15 protein-coding genes are annotated in these 15,637 nt (G+C 57.7%); 10 read left to right on the forward strand and 5 right to left on the reverse strand.

The annotated features are described in order from the left end of the window. Positions 1 to 14 precede the first annotated feature (14 nt). The 5 genes from NVB75_RS19435 to NVB75_RS19455 all read left to right on the forward strand — a co-directional run bounded on the left by NVB75_RS19435 (position 15) and on the right by NVB75_RS19455 (position 7,183). Positions 15 to 4,328: an RHS repeat-associated core domain-containing protein gene (locus NVB75_RS19435; RefSeq protein ID WP_258342855.1), complete on the forward strand. Its 4,314-nt coding sequence runs from the start codon at positions 15 to 17 to the stop codon at positions 4,326 to 4,328. 11 nt (positions 4,329 to 4,339) lie between these two features. Further along, positions 4,340 to 4,891 carry a hypothetical protein gene (locus tag NVB75_RS19440; protein ID WP_258342857.1) on the forward strand — a complete coding sequence of 184 codons (552 nt, stop codon included), beginning with the start codon at positions 4,340 to 4,342 and terminating at the stop codon, positions 4,889 to 4,891. A gap of 143 nt (positions 4,892 to 5,034) precedes the next feature. Then, positions 5,035 to 5,301, forward strand: coding sequence for a hypothetical protein (locus NVB75_RS19445; RefSeq protein ID WP_258342858.1), 267 nt, complete (start codon positions 5,035 to 5,037; stop codon positions 5,299 to 5,301). Positions 5,302 to 5,854: 553 nt separating this feature from the next. Further along, positions 5,855 to 6,442, forward strand: a complete 588-nt coding sequence (locus NVB75_RS19450; RefSeq protein WP_258342859.1) for a hypothetical protein — start codon at positions 5,855 to 5,857, stop codon at positions 6,440 to 6,442. A 288-nt stretch (positions 6,443 to 6,730) separates the two neighbouring features. Beyond that, on the forward strand, positions 6,731 to 7,183 hold the full coding sequence (locus NVB75_RS19455) for a hypothetical protein (protein ID WP_258342861.1): 453 nt from the start codon (positions 6,731 to 6,733) through the stop codon (positions 7,181 to 7,183). 123 nt (positions 7,184 to 7,306) lie between these two features. On the opposite strand, the gene NVB75_RS19460 is transcribed toward NVB75_RS19455, so the two are convergent. The 3 genes from NVB75_RS19460 to NVB75_RS19470 all read right to left on the reverse strand — a co-directional run bounded on the left by NVB75_RS19460 (position 7,307) and on the right by NVB75_RS19470 (position 9,131). Beyond that, complete coding sequence (locus tag NVB75_RS19460; RefSeq protein ID WP_003213368.1) at positions 7,307 to 7,582, reverse strand: HU family DNA-binding protein; 276 nt, start codon at positions 7,580 to 7,582, stop codon at positions 7,307 to 7,309. Between the two features lie 191 nt (positions 7,583 to 7,773). After that, on the reverse strand, positions 7,774 to 8,922 hold the full coding sequence (locus NVB75_RS19465; RefSeq protein WP_258342863.1) for an NAD(P)/FAD-dependent oxidoreductase: 1,149 nt from the start codon (positions 8,920 to 8,922) through the stop codon (positions 7,774 to 7,776). Between the two features lie 41 nt (positions 8,923 to 8,963). Further along, on the reverse strand, positions 8,964 to 9,131 hold the full coding sequence (locus tag NVB75_RS19470; RefSeq protein WP_003213373.1) for a rubredoxin: 168 nt from the start codon (positions 9,129 to 9,131) through the stop codon (positions 8,964 to 8,966). A 196-nt stretch (positions 9,132 to 9,327) separates the two neighbouring features. Here NVB75_RS19470 and NVB75_RS19475 point away from each other — a divergent pair, with 196 nt between their 5' ends. After that, complete coding sequence (locus tag NVB75_RS19475) at positions 9,328 to 9,891, forward strand: chorismate lyase (protein ID WP_258342864.1); 564 nt, start codon at positions 9,328 to 9,330, stop codon at positions 9,889 to 9,891. Beyond that, a complete protein-coding gene (ubiA, locus tag NVB75_RS19480) occupies positions 9,891 to 10,781 on the forward strand; it encodes a 4-hydroxybenzoate octaprenyltransferase (protein WP_258342865.1) in 891 nt (296 codons plus the stop codon). The genes NVB75_RS19475 and ubiA overlap by 1 nt, the downstream gene beginning before the upstream one ends. A 32-nt stretch (positions 10,782 to 10,813) precedes the next feature. Here the strand turns inward: ubiA and NVB75_RS19485 are convergent, their stop codons facing one another. Next, complete coding sequence (locus NVB75_RS19485) at positions 10,814 to 11,194, reverse strand: hypothetical protein (RefSeq protein WP_258342866.1); 381 nt, start codon at positions 11,192 to 11,194, stop codon at positions 10,814 to 10,816. A 152-nt stretch (positions 11,195 to 11,346) separates the two neighbouring features. On the opposite strand from NVB75_RS19485, the gene phoB reads away from it, so the two are divergent. From phoB to NVB75_RS19500, 3 genes are all read left to right on the forward strand, one after another. Next, positions 11,347 to 12,036: a phosphate regulon transcriptional regulator PhoB gene (gene phoB / locus NVB75_RS19490; protein ID WP_003195617.1), complete on the forward strand. Its 690-nt coding sequence runs from the start codon at positions 11,347 to 11,349 to the stop codon at positions 12,034 to 12,036. A 43-nt stretch (positions 12,037 to 12,079) separates the two neighbouring features. Beyond that, positions 12,080 to 13,402, forward strand: a complete 1,323-nt coding sequence (gene phoR / locus NVB75_RS19495) for a phosphate regulon sensor histidine kinase PhoR (RefSeq protein ID WP_375378882.1) — start codon at positions 12,080 to 12,082, stop codon at positions 13,400 to 13,402. Positions 13,403 to 13,526: 124 nt separating this feature from the next. Next, a complete protein-coding gene (locus NVB75_RS19500) occupies positions 13,527 to 14,867 on the forward strand; it encodes a hemolysin family protein (protein ID WP_076013189.1) in 1,341 nt (446 codons plus the stop codon). A gap of 117 nt (positions 14,868 to 14,984) precedes the next feature. Here NVB75_RS19500 and NVB75_RS19510 read toward each other — a convergent pair whose 3' ends face one another. Further along, on the reverse strand, positions 14,985 to 15,635 hold the full coding sequence (locus NVB75_RS19510; RefSeq protein WP_258342867.1) for a M23 family metallopeptidase: 651 nt from the start codon (positions 15,633 to 15,635) through the stop codon (positions 14,985 to 14,987). Positions 15,636 to 15,637: the final 2 nt, after the last annotated feature.

A 15,637-nucleotide genomic window follows, 5' to 3' on the forward strand; every position in this document is an offset into this window, starting at 1 on the left:
GCAGAGTCTGAACAATGAGTGAAGACCTCTGGGCTGCCCGCGAAGGCGACGCGCTGCTGCACACCTCGGTGATGGCCGATATTCTCGGCGGCGTGCTGGAAGTGGCCGCCTATGCCGCACTCACTACTGTGGGCTGCCTGGCCGTTGCCGGGGCGGTTTTCCTCGCGACCGGTGCGACCATCGCCACAGGCGGTGTTGCATTGGTGTTGGTGGTAGGAGCGGTCGTCGGGATCACCGCAGGGCTTACAGGGGCTGACCTGAAAATATCCAGTTGGTGCGAGTCCGCGGCCAACTGGGTATCCCCACCCGTGATCGACGCCTTCATCACCAGCGGCTCGGACAACGTCTTCATCAATGGCAAAAAGGCTGCCCGCGCCGCAGGCAAGATGACGGCTGTGCCAGTCGCGCCCAGCGAGCCGCCGGCCCCCAGCTTCCTGGACATGGCAGGCGAGTTTTTCTCGCAGATGTGGCGCCCGACTGTCGCCTCGCCTGCGCCCGGCACCGAACCTTGTCAGCTGGATACAGTGGCGTGCAACAAGCACCCGCCCATGCCCCTGCAATTCATTGCCGAGGGTTCCAGCTCGGTGTTCATCAATGGCCAGCCTGCGGCGCGCAGTGGCGATCGCAGCACGTGCGACGCCAAAATCGGCACAGCCCCGGGCCTGATCTCGCCGGATGTGCGCATCGGTGGCGGGACCATCGTGGTGCAAGAGATTCGCAGCGGCAAGACGCCGGGCGTGGGTTTGGCGATTGCGGTGGTGATGGCGTTGCGGGGCAACCTGAAATGTTTCTGGACCAAGCTGCCGTGCCTGGTTGGTGGCTTGGTGGCGGGCGGTGCCATTTCTTATGCAACCAGCAAGGTCACCTCTGCGCTCAAGAGCGCCATGAATGGCTCGCCCAATCCGGTTCACAGCGCGACCGGGGCCAAGGTCCTGGGTGGGGACGAGGAGCTGGATTTCGTGCTGCCGGGTTTGCTCCCGATAGATTGGCAGCGTTTCTACAGCAGCCTCGACACACGCCAGGACGGTCTCTTCGGCGCGGGCTGGAGCGTTGCGTATGAAGTGTCGATTGAGATAGATGCAGACGAAAACCTGCTCTACATCGATGAGCAAGGGCGCCGCCTGGAGATCGGCTACATCCCCTTGTCCGGCGGAGCATTCGACCCGGGCGAAGGCCTTGCGGTCAGGCGCAGTGCCGACGGCGCGGTATTGATCGAGAGCATCGACGGCCTGTATCGGCTGTTCGAGCCCGACCCGCTGAACAGCGCACGGATGCGTCTGCAGCTGCTGGGTGATCGCAATGAAGGGCGGATCTTTCTCGACTACGACACTCAGGGGCGGCTGTATCGCCTGCGCGACACCCATGACTTGATGCACGTCGAACTGAGCTACTCGGCTGAACACCCAAGGCGCGTGAGCCACATCGAACGGCGTTATCTGCGCCAGGAACATTTCGATGCGCGCAGCGATGTGCTCGTCAGCTACCGCTATGACAGCAACGGCGACCTGGCTGAAGTGTTGGATGTGCAAGGTACAACCCTTCGACGCTTTGCTTATGACAATGGCCGGCGAATGGTCGAACACCAGTTGCCGAGTGGCCTGCGCTGCTTCTATCAATGGAGTGCAGTGACCGGCCCCCACGGTGACGAGTGGCGCGTCAGCCGCCACTGGACAGACGCAGGCGATGAATACACCTTCGACTACGATCTCGACGCCGGCATTACCCGCGTGACCGATGGCCTGATGCGCGTCAGCACACGAGAGTGGAACCCGCAGTACCAGATCACTCGCTACGTCGACAACCTGGACCATACGTGGCTGTTCGAGTGGAGCGAAGACCGCCAGTTGCTCGGCGCGACTGACCCGCAAAACGGTCAGTGGCGCTTCAATTACGATGAGTCCGGCAACCTGAGCGCGGTGATCGACCCGCTGTCCAGAACCAGCGGCACGCAGTGGCTCGCGCACTGGGCATTGCCCCAAGTAGAGACCGACCTTGCGGGCAACAGTTGGCACTATCGCTATGACCAGCGAGGCAACTGCATCGAGGAAATCGACCCGCTGGGCAATAGCACGCGCTATGTCTACGACGGGTTCGGTCAACCAGTGCGCATCATCGATGCCACGGAAAAAACCAAAACGCTGCATTGGAACGAATGGAGCCAACTGGTCGAAGCGGTGGATTGCTCGGGTTATCCCACCCGTTATCAATACGATGCCTTTGGCAATCTGGTGGTGCAGACCAATGCGGAAGGTGAGTCGGTTCGCTACCGGTACGGTTCTCAGGGGCTATTGCTGGAATGCCAGCTCCCGGATGGCCGCGTGGAACAGTTCCAGCGCAGCGCCAGCGGTTACCTGACGGCCCATGTCGACCCGGCCGGCAGCACCACGCGCTATGCCTATGACCTGCGTGGCCTGGTCAAACAGCGCTGGGATGCGCATAACCGCACGGTCATGTTCGACCATGACGCCTATGGCCGATTGCGCAGGCTGACCAATGAGAACGGCGAAAGCTATTGCTTTGAGTGGGATGCATGCGACCGCATGGTGCGGCAGCAAGACCTCGACCAGAGTCAGCGCTGCTACACCTATGATCCGCTGGATGATGTTGTCGCCGTGGACTTCCTGCCGGGGACAGAAGGCGAACCGGTAGCGCCGCTGTCACACCAATTTCAGCGAGATCCGGTTGGACGCCTGGTCAGCAAAGTCACCGCGGACGGCACCACCGTTTACGAACATGATCTGAACGACCAACTGGTCGGCGTCACGTTCACCACGATTGACGGTCAGCAGCAGCGACTGGGTTTCAGCTACGACGCGCTGGGGCAACTGCTGCAGGAGCACAGCACAGCGGGCTCCTTGCAGCATCACTACGACGAATTGGGGAACCTGATTCAGACCCAGTTGCCCGACGGGCGATGGCTGAACCGCCTCTACTACGGCAGTGGTCACCTGCACCAGTTGAATCTCGATGGGAAGGTCATCAGCGACTTCGAGCGTGATCGTTTGCATCGCGAAGTGCAGCGCACTCAAGGTCAACTCAGAACGAACACCGCGTATGACCGCAGTGGAAGGGTTCGCTCGCGCCAGCGCCGCAGTATTGACCAACCGTGGCAGTTGCCGCCGTTGGTTGAGACTGACTACAGCTACGATCCCAGCGATAACCTGATCGGGCGTCGGCGTATTGACCGTGTTCATGATCGTCAAGAGCAGTTGGGTTACGACAGTACCGAACGTATTCTCGTCAGCCACCAAGTAGGCCAGACCGAAACCTTTGCTTATGACGCGGCAGCCAACCTGCTCGACGGCCCACGACAGGGTGGCTTGGTAAGGCATAACAGGCTGCTCACCTACCAAGACAAACGTTATAAATACGATGCTTTTGGTCGAATGATCGAAAAGCGTAGTGCTGCTCGAGGCTTGCAACGGTTTGCCTACGACGCAGAAAGCCGACTGGTTGAAGTGCGCAATGAAAACGGCAATGTGGTCAGGATGACCTACGACCCGTTGGGCCGTCGCACTGAAAAAACAGAGCATGACAACGATGGCTATCCACTGGGCGTGACACGCTTCACCTGGGACGGATTACGCCTGCTGCAGGAACATAAACACAGTCAAACCAGCCTCTACATTTATGAGGACGAGGGTTACGAACCCCTTGCGCGTGTCGACGGTGTGGGGCCGCTGCAAAAAATCCGCTATTACCACAACGACCTCAGTGGCCTACCGGAGCAGCTAACTGAGGATGACGGTCGTGATGTTTGGCGCGCGAGCTATCGGGTATGGGGTAACACCTCGGAAGAGGTGCGTGAACCGTCCTACATTGAAGAGCAGAACCTGCGATTTCAGGGGCAATACCTGGATCGGGAGATCGGGCTGCACTACAACACGTTTCGATTTTATGACCCTGATGTAGGCCGCTTTACGACAACCGACCCCATTGACTTGATGGGTGGAATCAATCTTTATCAGTACGCCCCAAATCCGGTCACATGGATCGATCCGTTGGGCTGGGCGTGCGGTCACCATGGGCATCACTCCGATCCGAAATTCCTGGGCGGCAAACATAACCAAAAGCTGACAAAACTCACCGATACTGATCACAAACAGCTTCACCGCGATATGAACGACTTCCTGGTCGGAAAAACAAAAGTCGTCAATGGAAGCCCTGTACATATGCGGCCACAACGGGGCAACAGCGGTGCAAAAATTCAAGCAAACTTCACCAGAACTGAAAGGCTCCAGGCGCTTGCTGACTTCTACAAAGGAAAAGGGGCACAATACAAAGATGCTGTTGTCGACTTCTTCACACAACATCCGGGACTAAAGTAATGACTAGATTCTTGACCATCGCCTACGACTTAAGTGCCATCAATAATCATGCCTACTTTTTTGAGGAGGCACCTGAAAACATATTTTGCAAGAGCTGTGGTTGCTGCATTGATCCTAGCTACCAACCCGCAGAACTTAGAACACCAAACAAAACTGATATTGGCGTAACTTATGATCGGAGGTTCATCGCATCACTGCGCTTCAAGGAATACATTGACAGTTTAGATCTGAACGTTGATTTTTCATTGATCAATGAAAAAAAACAACTATTTCTCATCCGACCCAAGCACGTTATCAGCTACAGCGCTCAACAGCAGGAAAACCTCTGCGGTACCTGTCATCAGTATTTTGACTGTGTGGCCCCTCTCCCGACATTCTATCAGGAAACTGGAAAACCTCTTGAGCACGGAATGTTTTTCACAAGTATTAGCTTCGGTAGCGGAAAGGAAAAAAGTCCTTCCATTATTCTCGGCATCGAAACGGCACTTGAGATTAAAAGCGCAATAAAGTCATTGAAATTCAGAGGAGCCGACATAAGCAAAATTATTTCTCCTCAAACTTAATTGGCATAAAGGGAGCCGATACAAATGGACGGGTTTATTTAGACTTACAGCCATAAGATAAATTAAATAAATCAGCCCTTCACCAGTATGTCACACCCGTTAACCGTTAGTTTTTCGAAGCGAACAATGCAATGAATCTGAGTATGCTCATCCTACAAGAAAGTGACGCAGCCGCTCTGAATGAGAGTATCTGTATTCGCCATCTGGGCCACCACATCACGCAGATATTCATGACACTGTTGCCCAAGGTGAACATCAACGGCAGTAGTAAAATCGTCGTTTCTTTAGGCCCCCGCGGCGACGAAGACGTGTTTGACAATGTGTTGGGCGTGACAAACATATTTATAGAAGACTTCGACTTTAAACTTTTTTATCCCTGGATCGTCTTAACCAAGACAAAAAACTTTTAGAGACATTACGAAATGCACTCATTGATATCGCTACGAAAAAAGGAATCAACGAGGCGACTGTTGAGATCATAAACTCTACTGCTGACAGCGTCTTAGAAACACACTTTCAGCTGGAGACTTCGATTAAAAAGCTTGCAAAAAACAGCAAAGACAAAAAGCACAAAATTGCTATTTTCAGGCTCTTGAACGCAGAAGTCGGAGAAAGCTGGTATTGCAACGTGCAGGGTCAAAAAAAAACAACACTTGGATGCACGAAGTTCCAAGCTTCATTGATCGAAGTGATTTTTTCAAGAGTGCAGAACTCCACGAAAATAATTACAAGGTAAAAAATCGATTAGGCAATGTCGTTTTTGAGCTGACATTTTGATAATTAATTAAAAAACAGCTTTAAAGGGAATAGGACCCGGTCTATTTAAAACATCTACGTTGGATAAGCTATCCCCTTTACCGGAATCTTCTAACAGAAACGGACCGGATAGCGGAGCTCGCAGAGTTTAAAAAGGAGGCGCTAGACCCCACATCCGCCCTTAACAATTTTGAGGATGGTTCATTAATGAACTATTTCAAACTAAATCCGAATGTCAACAGCGAAAAATGGGAACGATACGTCAATCTTGGAGAACTCATTTACAAGGGGGAGGAGGTCGATGACATAGCGCTTTCCAATAGTCGAGGACCGTGCAATTTGAAACCGCTGCAGTATGAAATACTTGTCGACGGTATAACCGCTCAGGTCAACACAATCGGAGCGGATTTCTTTGTATTCGATGAGTCTATTAAAGGGCTGGATAACCTGGCGGCCGAGCGTGTGCAATATTTACGCATCGCCCATGAAAGCCAAAAAGCACGTTACCGACTCTTGCATGCCTACAATCATGTCGACTGCGTCGATTGGGCCTTATCCAAATACGAAGCCTGGCCGGAAGAGCACGTGGTCAAGGAATGGCAAAATCCAAGAGGACGTTTTTTCTTCGATCCGGTACTGATCGCCAAAAAAATCCCTGAGACTGCCGAGGTCTTTCGTTTGGTGGGCTGGGGGGGAGCGTTCAACATCATCATTTGTGAAGCGTACAAAGAGAAGTTGCTAGCGTTGGATTTCGATCATTCTTTTTTGGAATTCCATCCTATGACGCTTATGTAATAACTATAAGCAATAAAGGGGACAGATTTATTTAGAGAAAAGGCTCTCAGATAAATTAAATAAATCCGTCTCCATTACCTCTCATCCGCACTACATCTTTTACCCACCACGCCTGTTTGCCTGTTTCGTACGTTATAAATTTTCACGATAAACAATCCCTCGCTATCAAAAAACGGTCTATCACACTGTCAATTCTGGCAGTTACCAATACCAGACGCTTTGAATACATTCCTTAACGGTACTAGGCGAGTTCGCCATCAAGGCCTGTGCAAGATAAGGAATCAGCTAATGAAAAATACAATTTCCACCCCAACAGTCGTGGCAGCGCGGGAAGTGGTCGCGGACATCAGCGTCCTGCATGAACACCTGAACTTCGTCTCCAGCTCCGTCACAATTGAAGGCCGGCCCGGCGCTCAGTTAGTCGTCAGGGCCAATCAGACCATGTTCGCGCCTTTCCGTATCTATCAAATCAGCTTCTATATTCCTCACACTATCAAGGCTGGCACCCACCCACTGGGCTCCGAGGAAGACGAAATCCTTGCACACTATTTACCTCCGAACACCAATCAGACCGACTCCTACAACGCGATCAGCGGAAGCATCACGTTCTACGAAGATCCTACGGCTACCAGGCTGCGCGGGACCTTTGATTTCAAGGGCCGGCGATTTCATGAAGAGCATCCTGAAATTGCTGATATCCGAAATGGCACGCTGAATGTTGAGGTGGAGACGGCCAAGTAACAATCCGAAGGTATTTGACGCCCGTCCAAATCCTCCAACAAAAAATGGGCACCCGACCCAGTCGGCGTGCCCATTTTTTATCCCGCGCTCGCACTCGCATGTGCGTAGCGCAGGCTTCTTTACTTACGGATTGACGCTGTCTTTAAGCGACTTGCCTGGCTTGAACGCGACGGTGTTGCTCGCCTTGATTTTCACCGGCTCGCCGGTTTGCGGGTTTTTGCCGGTGCGGGCGCCGCGGTGGCGCTGCAGGAAGGTGCCGAAGCCCACCAGGGTGACGCTGTCCTTGCGATGCAGCGCGCCGGTGATTTCTTCGAGTACGGCGTTGAGTACGCGGTTGGCCTGTTCTTTGGTCAGGTCTGCTTTTTCAGCAATAGCGGCTGCGAGTTCTGGTTTACGCATAAGTGAAGCCTCTTTGACGGTTTTTTGTTGTTATGTCCGTGCTGCTCTCTTTCGGAGCAGCGCCCAAGGCGCCGCAGGCTCTACTCTGCGGCAGACGGGAGTGAGGATGGCATGCCATCGGGGCCTGCGCCAGTCTCACGGCGACCTTTCTACGGTCAAAATGATGCTTATTCCGACAGAACGACCAGCATTTACGCCAGTAGCGGCGGAAGTTCTTTGTTAAGGGCCAGTTTTTCCATCACGGCCGTGCCGGTCAGGGCGTAACCCAGCAGGCGGCCGCTGGCGTCGCGGCACAGGGCCTTGATGTCGCCGCCCTGCCCTTCGACGCTCCACACACCTTCGGTGCCCCGTGGCGGTGGCGAGACGACCAGCGGGCAGACAGGGGTTTTTACTGTGACCGGCATCGGGCCGTAGCTGACGGCCGTCGCGTTGCCCGCCAGGGTCTGGGCCAGGGCGCGGGCGCAGCTCATCAGCGGCATCACGTACAGCAGGTTCAGGCCATCGACCTCGGCGCAGTCGCCCAGGGCGTAGATATTGGCGTGGGAGGTCTTGAGGTGGCGGTCGACCATAATCCCACGGTTGATCTGCAAGCCGGCGGCGGCGGCCAGATCGACACGGGGGCGCAGGCCGATGGCAGACACCACCAGGTCGCACTGGATCACTTCGCCATCAGACAGGTGGGCTTCCAGGCCGTCAGCGTTGCGCTGCAGGCGATTGAGCACCGGGCCCAGGTGGAAACGCGCCCCAAGGCCTTCAAGGCCGGCCTGCACCGCTGCGGCGGCTGCCGGGTGCAGCAGGGTCGGCATGACTTGCTCGCACGGCGCCACCAGGTCGATCTCGTAGCCGCCGAGGATCAAGTCGTTGGCGAACTCACAGCCGATCAGCCCGGCCCCCAGCAGCAACACTCGGCGCTTACCGGCCGCCGCGGCACGAAAGCGTGCGTAGTCTTCAAGGTCGTTGATCGGGAAAATCAGCTCGGCGGCGTCGCCCTGTACCGGCACCCGCACGGTTTCTGCGCCCCAGGCCAGGATCAGGTCGCGGTAGATCACCGCTTCCTCACCGATCCACAGGCGCTTGTGGCCCGGGTCGATGCCGCTGATGCGGGTGTGGGTACGCACTTCGGCCTTCAATTGCTCGGCCATGGCGCCCGGTTCAGCCATGCTCAGGCCGTCGGCTTCCTTGTTCTTGCCAAAACCGGTGGAGAGCATGGGCTTGGAGTAGGAGCGCCCGTCATCTGCGGTGATCAGCAACAGCGGGGTTTCGCTATCGAGCTTGCGAAACTCCCGCGCCAGGTTGTAACCGGCCAAACCTGTGCCGACGATCACGACAGGTGCGTTCATTCCTTTCTCCTTGTAGTACGGTTCTTGAATTGCTTCTTAAATCAGCCGATTTCGATCATTTCGAAATCCATTTTGCCCACGCCGCAGTCCGGGCACAGCCAGTCTTCGGGGACGTCCTGCCATAGGGTGCCCGGGGCGATGCCGTCATCCGGCCATCCGTCTTTCTCGTCGTAGATCAGCCCACAGACGACACATTGCCACTTCTTCATCACTTGCTTCCTCAGGGTCCAGGCGTACTGGCCGACGGTCGATAGATTCAGCCTTGCCGTGCGGCTCAGGGCGTTTTGTACTGATCAGCAGGCGCAGATGCAAGCTTGATCGACGCATGGGCCTGGCGCGCTCCGGCAAAAGTCCAGGGCACCATGGTAAGCTCGCCGCCTCATTAACTGCCAATAATGACCCTCCGTGCCGCATTCAAACGCCCTTCCCGATGCTTGCCGATGGCTGAGCCAGAGCCTTCTGAGCCCACTGCCCGCGCCGCTGACACTCAACTGGCTGTTCGATGAAGGTTCCCTGACCCGGCGCCTTACACGGCTGTCGGGTGATGGCTTCAGCGTGACGCCGCTGTTCGAAGGCTGGCAACCACTGCGAGACGACGAATGCGCCACCCTGGACTTGCCCGCCGCCAGCATCGGCTGGGTGCGCGAGGTGTATTTGCGTGGCCATGGCCAGCCGTGGGTGTTTGCCCGCAGCGTAGCGGCCCGCAGCGCCTTGCAGGACGACGGTTTGCACATGGATGAGTTGGGCAGCCGGTCACTGGGGGAATTGCTGTTTTGTGACCATGCCTTCACGCGCCAGGCCATTGAGGTGTGCCGCTATCCACGGGAATGGCTGCCCACCGCCGATCAGGCCGATAACCTGTGGGCGCGTCGCTCGCGCTTTGATCGCGGGCCGCTGAGCGTGCTGGTGGCGGAAATTTTCCTGCCGACCCTGTGGCAGGCCGTGCACGACCATCCGGAGAATTGCTGATGTACCAGCGCCTGCTCAAGTCCCTGAATCGCTTGAACCCCAGGGCCTGGGACTTCATCCAGTTGACCCGCATGGACAAGCCCATCGGCATCTATCTGCTGCTATGGCCCACGCTGTGGGCGCTGTGGATTGCCGGCAAGGGGTCGCCATCGCTGCTCAATATCGCGATCTTCGTGCTCGGCGTGATACTCACCCGGGCCGGTGGTTGCGTCATCAATGACTGGGCTGATCGCAAGGTCGACGGTCACGTGAAGCGCACCGAACAGCGGCCGCTGGTGAGCGGCAAGATCAGCTCGAAAGAGGCGCTGGTGTTCTTCGCGGTGCTGATGTTCATCAGTTTCCTGCTGGTGCTGCTGACCAATTCCATGACGATCTGGCTGTCCCTGGGCGGCCTCGCGCTGGCGGCCAGCTATCCATTCATGAAGCGTTACACCTACTACCCGCAGGTGGTATTGGGCGCGGCGTTCTCGTGGGGCATGCCGATGGCGTTCACCGCTGAAACAGGCAGCCTGCCAGCCGCGGCATGGCTGTTGTACATCGCCAACCTGTTGTGGACGGTGGGCTACGACACGTACTACGCCATGACCGATCGCGACGATGACCTGAAAATCGGGGTCAAATCCACCGCCATCCTGTTCGGCGATGCCGACCGGGTGATCATCCTGACCCTGCAGGGCCTGGCACTGGTGTGCCTGTGGCTGGCGGGGATGCGTTTTGAGCTGGGTGGCTGGTTCCACCTGGGCTTGCTGGCGGCGGCCGGGTGTTTTGCCTGGGAGTTCTGGTACACCCGGGACAAGGACCGGCTCAAATGCTTCAAGGCGTTTTTGCACAACCACTGGGCCGGGTTGGCGATTTTTGTCGGGATTGTGGCGGACTACGGGTTTCGGTGAAGGGCCACGCCCCTCACCGCTAGCCGGTCGACTCAGGGCTTGGCGACCTTCCAGGCCCCGTCCATCTTGCCGTCACCGGTCATATCGCCGGTCTTCTTGTCCATAATGAAGGTATATAGCGGCTTGCCGCTGTAGGCCCACTGGCTTTTCTGGTCGTCACGGGTGATCACCGTCCACTTGCCCATGGGCTTGTCGGTGGACTCGGCCATCAACGGCGGCCAGTTGGTGGCGCACTTGTCGTTGCACATGGATTTGCCATCAGCATCCTTGGCAAAGGTGTAGAGGGTCATGCCTTTGTGGTCCACCAGCATCCCGTCCTTGGTCATTGCCGGGTCTGCCGCAAACGCCAGTGTCGGCAACGTTAACGCGGCCGTTACCAGCAGGGTTTTCCAGGAAAACGTACTGTGAGTCATGGGAACCTTCCTTTTGTGGTTGTCAGGATTCGGACCCCAAGCGTAGTCCAGAGAGGCGCCGAATGCCCAAGCGACTAAATTACTGTCACACGACTGCAATAATTCCGTTATCTAATGCGGCGCAAGACAGTTAAATGACAAGAGGATTTAGCATGGTTGGCAGGAGCATTCTGATCGTTGACGACGAAGCGCCCATTCGCGAAATGATCGCCGTTGCGTTGGAAATGGCCGGCTATGACTGCCTGGAGGCGGAGAACTCCCAGCAGGCCCATGCCATTATCGTCGACCGCAAGCCGGACCTGATCCTGCTGGACTGGATGCTGCCCGGCACCTCCGGTATCGAATTGGCCCGCCGCCTCAAGCGTGACGAGCTGACCGGGGATATCCCGATCATCATGCTCACCGCCAAGGGCGAAGAGGACAACAAGATCCAGGGCCTGGAAGTCGGCGCCGATGACTACATCACCAAGCCCTTTTCCCCACGGGAACTGGTCGCCCGCCTGAAAGCCGTACTGCGCCGTGCCGGCCCAACCGATGGCGAAGCGCCTATCGAAGTCGACGGCCTGATTCTGGACCCGATCAGCCACCGTGTGACCATCGACGGCAAACCCGCCGAGATGGGCCCCACCGAATACCGCCTGCTGCAATTCTTCATGACCCACCAGGAGCGCGCCTACACCCGCGGCCAACTGCTGGACCAGGTCTGGGGCGGCAATGTGTATGTGGAAGAGCGCACCGTCGACGTGCATATCCGCCGCCTGCGCAAAGCCTTGGGCGACGCTTACGAGAATCTGGTACAAACCGTGCGCGGCACCGGCTACCGGTTTTCCACCAAAGGCTGAGCCAGCCCGAACTGCCCAGACAGCTGAAAGGACGCGTGTTTAAGTGAACCAAAACTGGTATGGCACCCTGATCCGCCACATGCTCCTGTTGATCACTGGCTGCCTGCTGGTGGGCCTGGTCAGCGGCTATTACGGCTGGAGCCTGGCCGTCGGCCTGGGCGTTTACCTGGGCTGGACCCTCAAGCAATTGCTGCGCCTTCACGAGTGGCTGCGCCAGCACAAACCTGATGAAGCACCACCCGACGGTTACGGCCTGTGGGGCGAGGTGTTCGACAGCATCTACCACCTGCAACGCCGCGACCAACGCGTACGCGGGCGGCTTCAGGCGGTAATCGATCGGGTCCAGGAGTCCACGGCCGCGCTGAAAGACGCCGTCATCATGCTCGACAGCGACGGCAACCTGGAATGGTGGAACCGCGCCGCAGAAACCCTGCTGGGCCTCAAGACGCCCCAGGACAGCGGCCAGCCGGTGACCAACCTGGTGCGCCACCCGCGTTTCAAGGAGTACTTCGAGCAGGACAACTTTGAAGAAGCCCTGGAAATTCCGTCGCCTACCAACGACCGCGTGCGCATCCAGCTGTACCTGACGCGCTACGGCAATAACGAACATTTGATGCTGGTGCGCGATGTCACGCGCATCCATCAGCTGGAACAGATGCGCAAGGACTTCGTCGCCAACGTCTCCCACGAACTGCGCACGCCGCTGACGGTGATCTGCGGTTATCTTGAAACGCTGCTCGATAACGTTGAAGACGTGAACCCGCGCTGGACCCGTGCCCTGCAACAGATGCAGCAGCAAGGCGGGCGCATGCAAACTCTGCTCAACGACCTGCTGTTGCTGGCCAAGCTGGAAGCCACCGATTACCCCTCGGACAACCATCCGGTGCCGGTGCAAAGCCTGTTGCAGACCATCAAGAGCGACGCCCAGGCATTGTCCGGGCAGCGTGAGCAGCAGATTACCCTCGAAGCCGACCCGTCGATCCTGCTCAAGGGCAGCGAGGGCGAGCTGCGCAGCGCGTTTTCCAACCTGGTGTTCAACGCCGTCAAATACACTCAGGACAAGGGCAACATCCGCATCCGCTGGTGGGCCGACGACCAGGGCGCGCACCTCAGCGTGCAGGACTCCGGAATGGGCATCGACGCCAAACACTTGCCGCGCCTCACCGAGCGCTTCTATCGCGTCGACTCCAGCCGCAACTCCAACACCGGCGGTACCGGGCTCGGCCTGGCCATCGTCAAGCATGTGTTGCTGCGCCATCGCGCGCGGCTGGAAATCAGCAGTGTGTTGGGCCATGGCAGTACCTTTACCTGCCATTTCCCGCCGGCACAGATGACACGTTCACGGGTCATTCATCAGGACGAGTGACCCTCCACCCGGCAGCCGCCACTAGGCAAGCGCCCCGTCAGCCGCTACATTGGCGGACTTGCGCCTGCCTTTCAGGCCCACCTGCTCACCCTTTTTGATTAGACGGAACCCGCAAAACCCCATCATGGACCCTTCCCCTGGCATCACCCTCGCGACACTCTTCGCCGACTTCGGCATGATTCTTTTTGCACTGATCCTGGTACTGCTCAACGGCTTTTTCGTTGCGGCGGAGTTTGCCATGGTCAAACTGCGCTCGACCCGGGTCGAGGCCATTGCCCACAAAAACGGCTGGCGCGGGCAGATCCTGCGCACCGTACACAGCCAGCTCGACGCGTATCTGTCGGCCTGTCAGTTGGGTATCACCCTCGCCTCCCTGGGCCTGGGCTGGGTCGGTGAGCCGGCCTTCGCGCACATCCTCGAGCCGTTGCTGGGCGCGATCGGCGTGCAATCGCCGGAAGTGATCAAGGGCGTGTCGTTCTTTGCCGCCTTCTTCGTCATCTCGTACCTGCACATCGTGGTCGGCGAGCTGGCGCCCAAGTCCTGGGCCATTCGCAAGCCTGAGTTGCTGTCGCTGTGGACCGCCGTTCCGCTGTACCTGTTCTACTGGGCCATGTACCCGGCGATCTACCTGCTCAACGCCAGCGCCAACGCCATCCTGCGCATCGCCGGCCAGGGAGAGCCTGGCCCGCACCACGAGCACCATTACAGCCGTGAAGAACTGAAACTGATCCTGCACTCCAGCCGTGGCCAGGACCCGAGCGACCAAGGCATGCGTGTATTGGCCTCCGCCGTGGAAATGGGCGAGTTGGAAGTGGTCGACTGGGCCAACTCCCGGGAAGACCTGGTGACCCTGGACTTCAACGCCCCCCTCAAGGAAATCCTGGCGCTGTTCCGTCGCCACAAGTTCAGCCGCTACCCGGTGTACGACGCGGTGCGCAACGAGTTTGTCGGCCTGCTGCACATCAAGGACCTGCTGCTGGAGCTGGCGGCCCTCGACCACATTCCCGAGTCGTTCAACCTGGCCGAGCTGACCCGCCCGCTGGAGCGCGTATCGCGCCATATGCCGCTGTCGCAGTTGCTCGAGCAGTTCCGTAAAGGCGGCGCGCACTTCGCCCTGGTGGAAGAAGCCGACGGCAAGATCATCGGCTACCTGACCATGGAAGACGTGCTGGAAGTGCTGGTAGGTGACATCCAGGACGAACACCGCAAGGCCGAGCGCGGCATCCTCGCTTACCAGCCGGGCAAACTCCTGGTGCGTGGCGACACGCCGCTGTTCAAGGTGGAGCGCCTGCTGGGTGTCGACCTGGACCACATCGAGGCCGAAACCCTGGCCGGGCTGATCTACGACACCCTGAAACGGGTGCCGGAAGAGGAAGAAGTGCTGGAAGTCGAAGGCCTGCGGATCATTATCAAGAAGATGAAAGGGCCGAAGATTGTGTTGGCCAAGGTGCTATTGCTCGACTAGGGCACACCCCCTGTAGGAGCGAGCTTGCTCGCGAAGGACGTTAACGATAACGCTGGGACCCTGACACCCGGCAGCGCCCTCAGGGTTTTCGCGAGCAAGCTCGCTCCTGCAAAAGCCTTATCGCGTGCCCAATGCAAAATTGGGCAACGCCTGCACCGGCTGGTTGAATTCATAGGGAATCGACACCAGCCCCAACGCCGTCGTGCGTTGCACCACAAAATGCAGATGTGGCCCGCTGCTGTTACCGGTATTGCCCGACAACGCCAGCGGGCTGCCCACCGCCACTCGCTGCCCTTCCCTGACGCTGACCGACCCTTGCTTGAGGTGCAGGTACACGCCTTGCGTGCCGTCATCGTGCTGGACCCGCACGAAATTGCCCGATGGATCACCGCCGCGCCCGGATTGGGTGTTCTCGGTTTTCAGCACCACACCTGCGCGTGCCGCAATGATCGGTGTGCCTTCGGGCATGGCGATGTCCATCGCGTAGCGGCTTTTGAGCTCGGAGTGGCTGAAGGTGCCATTGGGGCCTTGGGTGAGACGGAACGGGCCGCCACGCCAGGGCAAGGGATAACGATATGAAGTGGGTTGCGACGGATATACAGGCTTGGGAATCACCCGCTCCTGATACACAAACGCCTGCGCCCCGGGCGTGTACCGGTCGCTGAAGACCACGGCGCCGTCAGCATCGATGGATTTGTAGAGGGTCATGGACATCGCCGGCATGACGACGGCGAACAGTCCACAGAACAGCAGTGAGCGTACGAGCATCG

Origin of the sequence: Pseudomonas sp. CBS (assembly GCF_024734645.1) — a bacterium.
Taxonomy (GTDB): domain Bacteria; phylum Pseudomonadota; class Gammaproteobacteria; order Pseudomonadales; family Pseudomonadaceae; genus Aquipseudomonas.

Coding starts and splice junctions, on each gene's coding strand:
- NVB75_RS19470 (WP_003213373.1), bottom strand. CDS start 9,131: ATGAAGAAGTGGCAATGTGTCGTCTGTGGGCTGATCTACGACGAGAAA.
- NVB75_RS19460 (WP_003213368.1), bottom strand. CDS start 7,582: ATGCGTAAACCAGAACTCGCAGCCGCTATTGCTGAAAAAGCAGACCTG.
- phoB (WP_003195617.1), top strand. CDS start 11,347: ATGGTTGGCAGGAGCATTCTGATCGTTGACGACGAAGCGCCCATTCGC.
- NVB75_RS19500 (WP_076013189.1), top strand. CDS start 13,527: ATGGACCCTTCCCCTGGCATCACCCTCGCGACACTCTTCGCCGACTTC.
- NVB75_RS19445 (WP_258342858.1), top strand. CDS start 5,035: ATGCTCATCCTACAAGAAAGTGACGCAGCCGCTCTGAATGAGAGTATC.
- NVB75_RS19465 (WP_258342863.1), bottom strand. CDS start 8,922: ATGAACGCACCTGTCGTGATCGTCGGCACAGGTTTGGCCGGTTACAAC.
- NVB75_RS19455 (WP_258342861.1), top strand. CDS start 6,731: ATGAAAAATACAATTTCCACCCCAACAGTCGTGGCAGCGCGGGAAGTG.
- NVB75_RS19435 (WP_258342855.1), top strand. CDS start 15: ATGAGTGAAGACCTCTGGGCTGCCCGCGAAGGCGACGCGCTGCTGCAC.
- NVB75_RS19510 (WP_258342867.1), bottom strand. CDS start 15,635: ATGCTCGTACGCTCACTGCTGTTCTGTGGACTGTTCGCCGTCGTCATG.
- NVB75_RS19485 (WP_258342866.1), bottom strand. CDS start 11,194: ATGACTCACAGTACGTTTTCCTGGAAAACCCTGCTGGTAACGGCCGCG.
- NVB75_RS19450 (WP_258342859.1), top strand. CDS start 5,855: ATGAACTATTTCAAACTAAATCCGAATGTCAACAGCGAAAAATGGGAA.
- ubiA (WP_258342865.1), top strand. CDS start 9,891: ATGTACCAGCGCCTGCTCAAGTCCCTGAATCGCTTGAACCCCAGGGCC.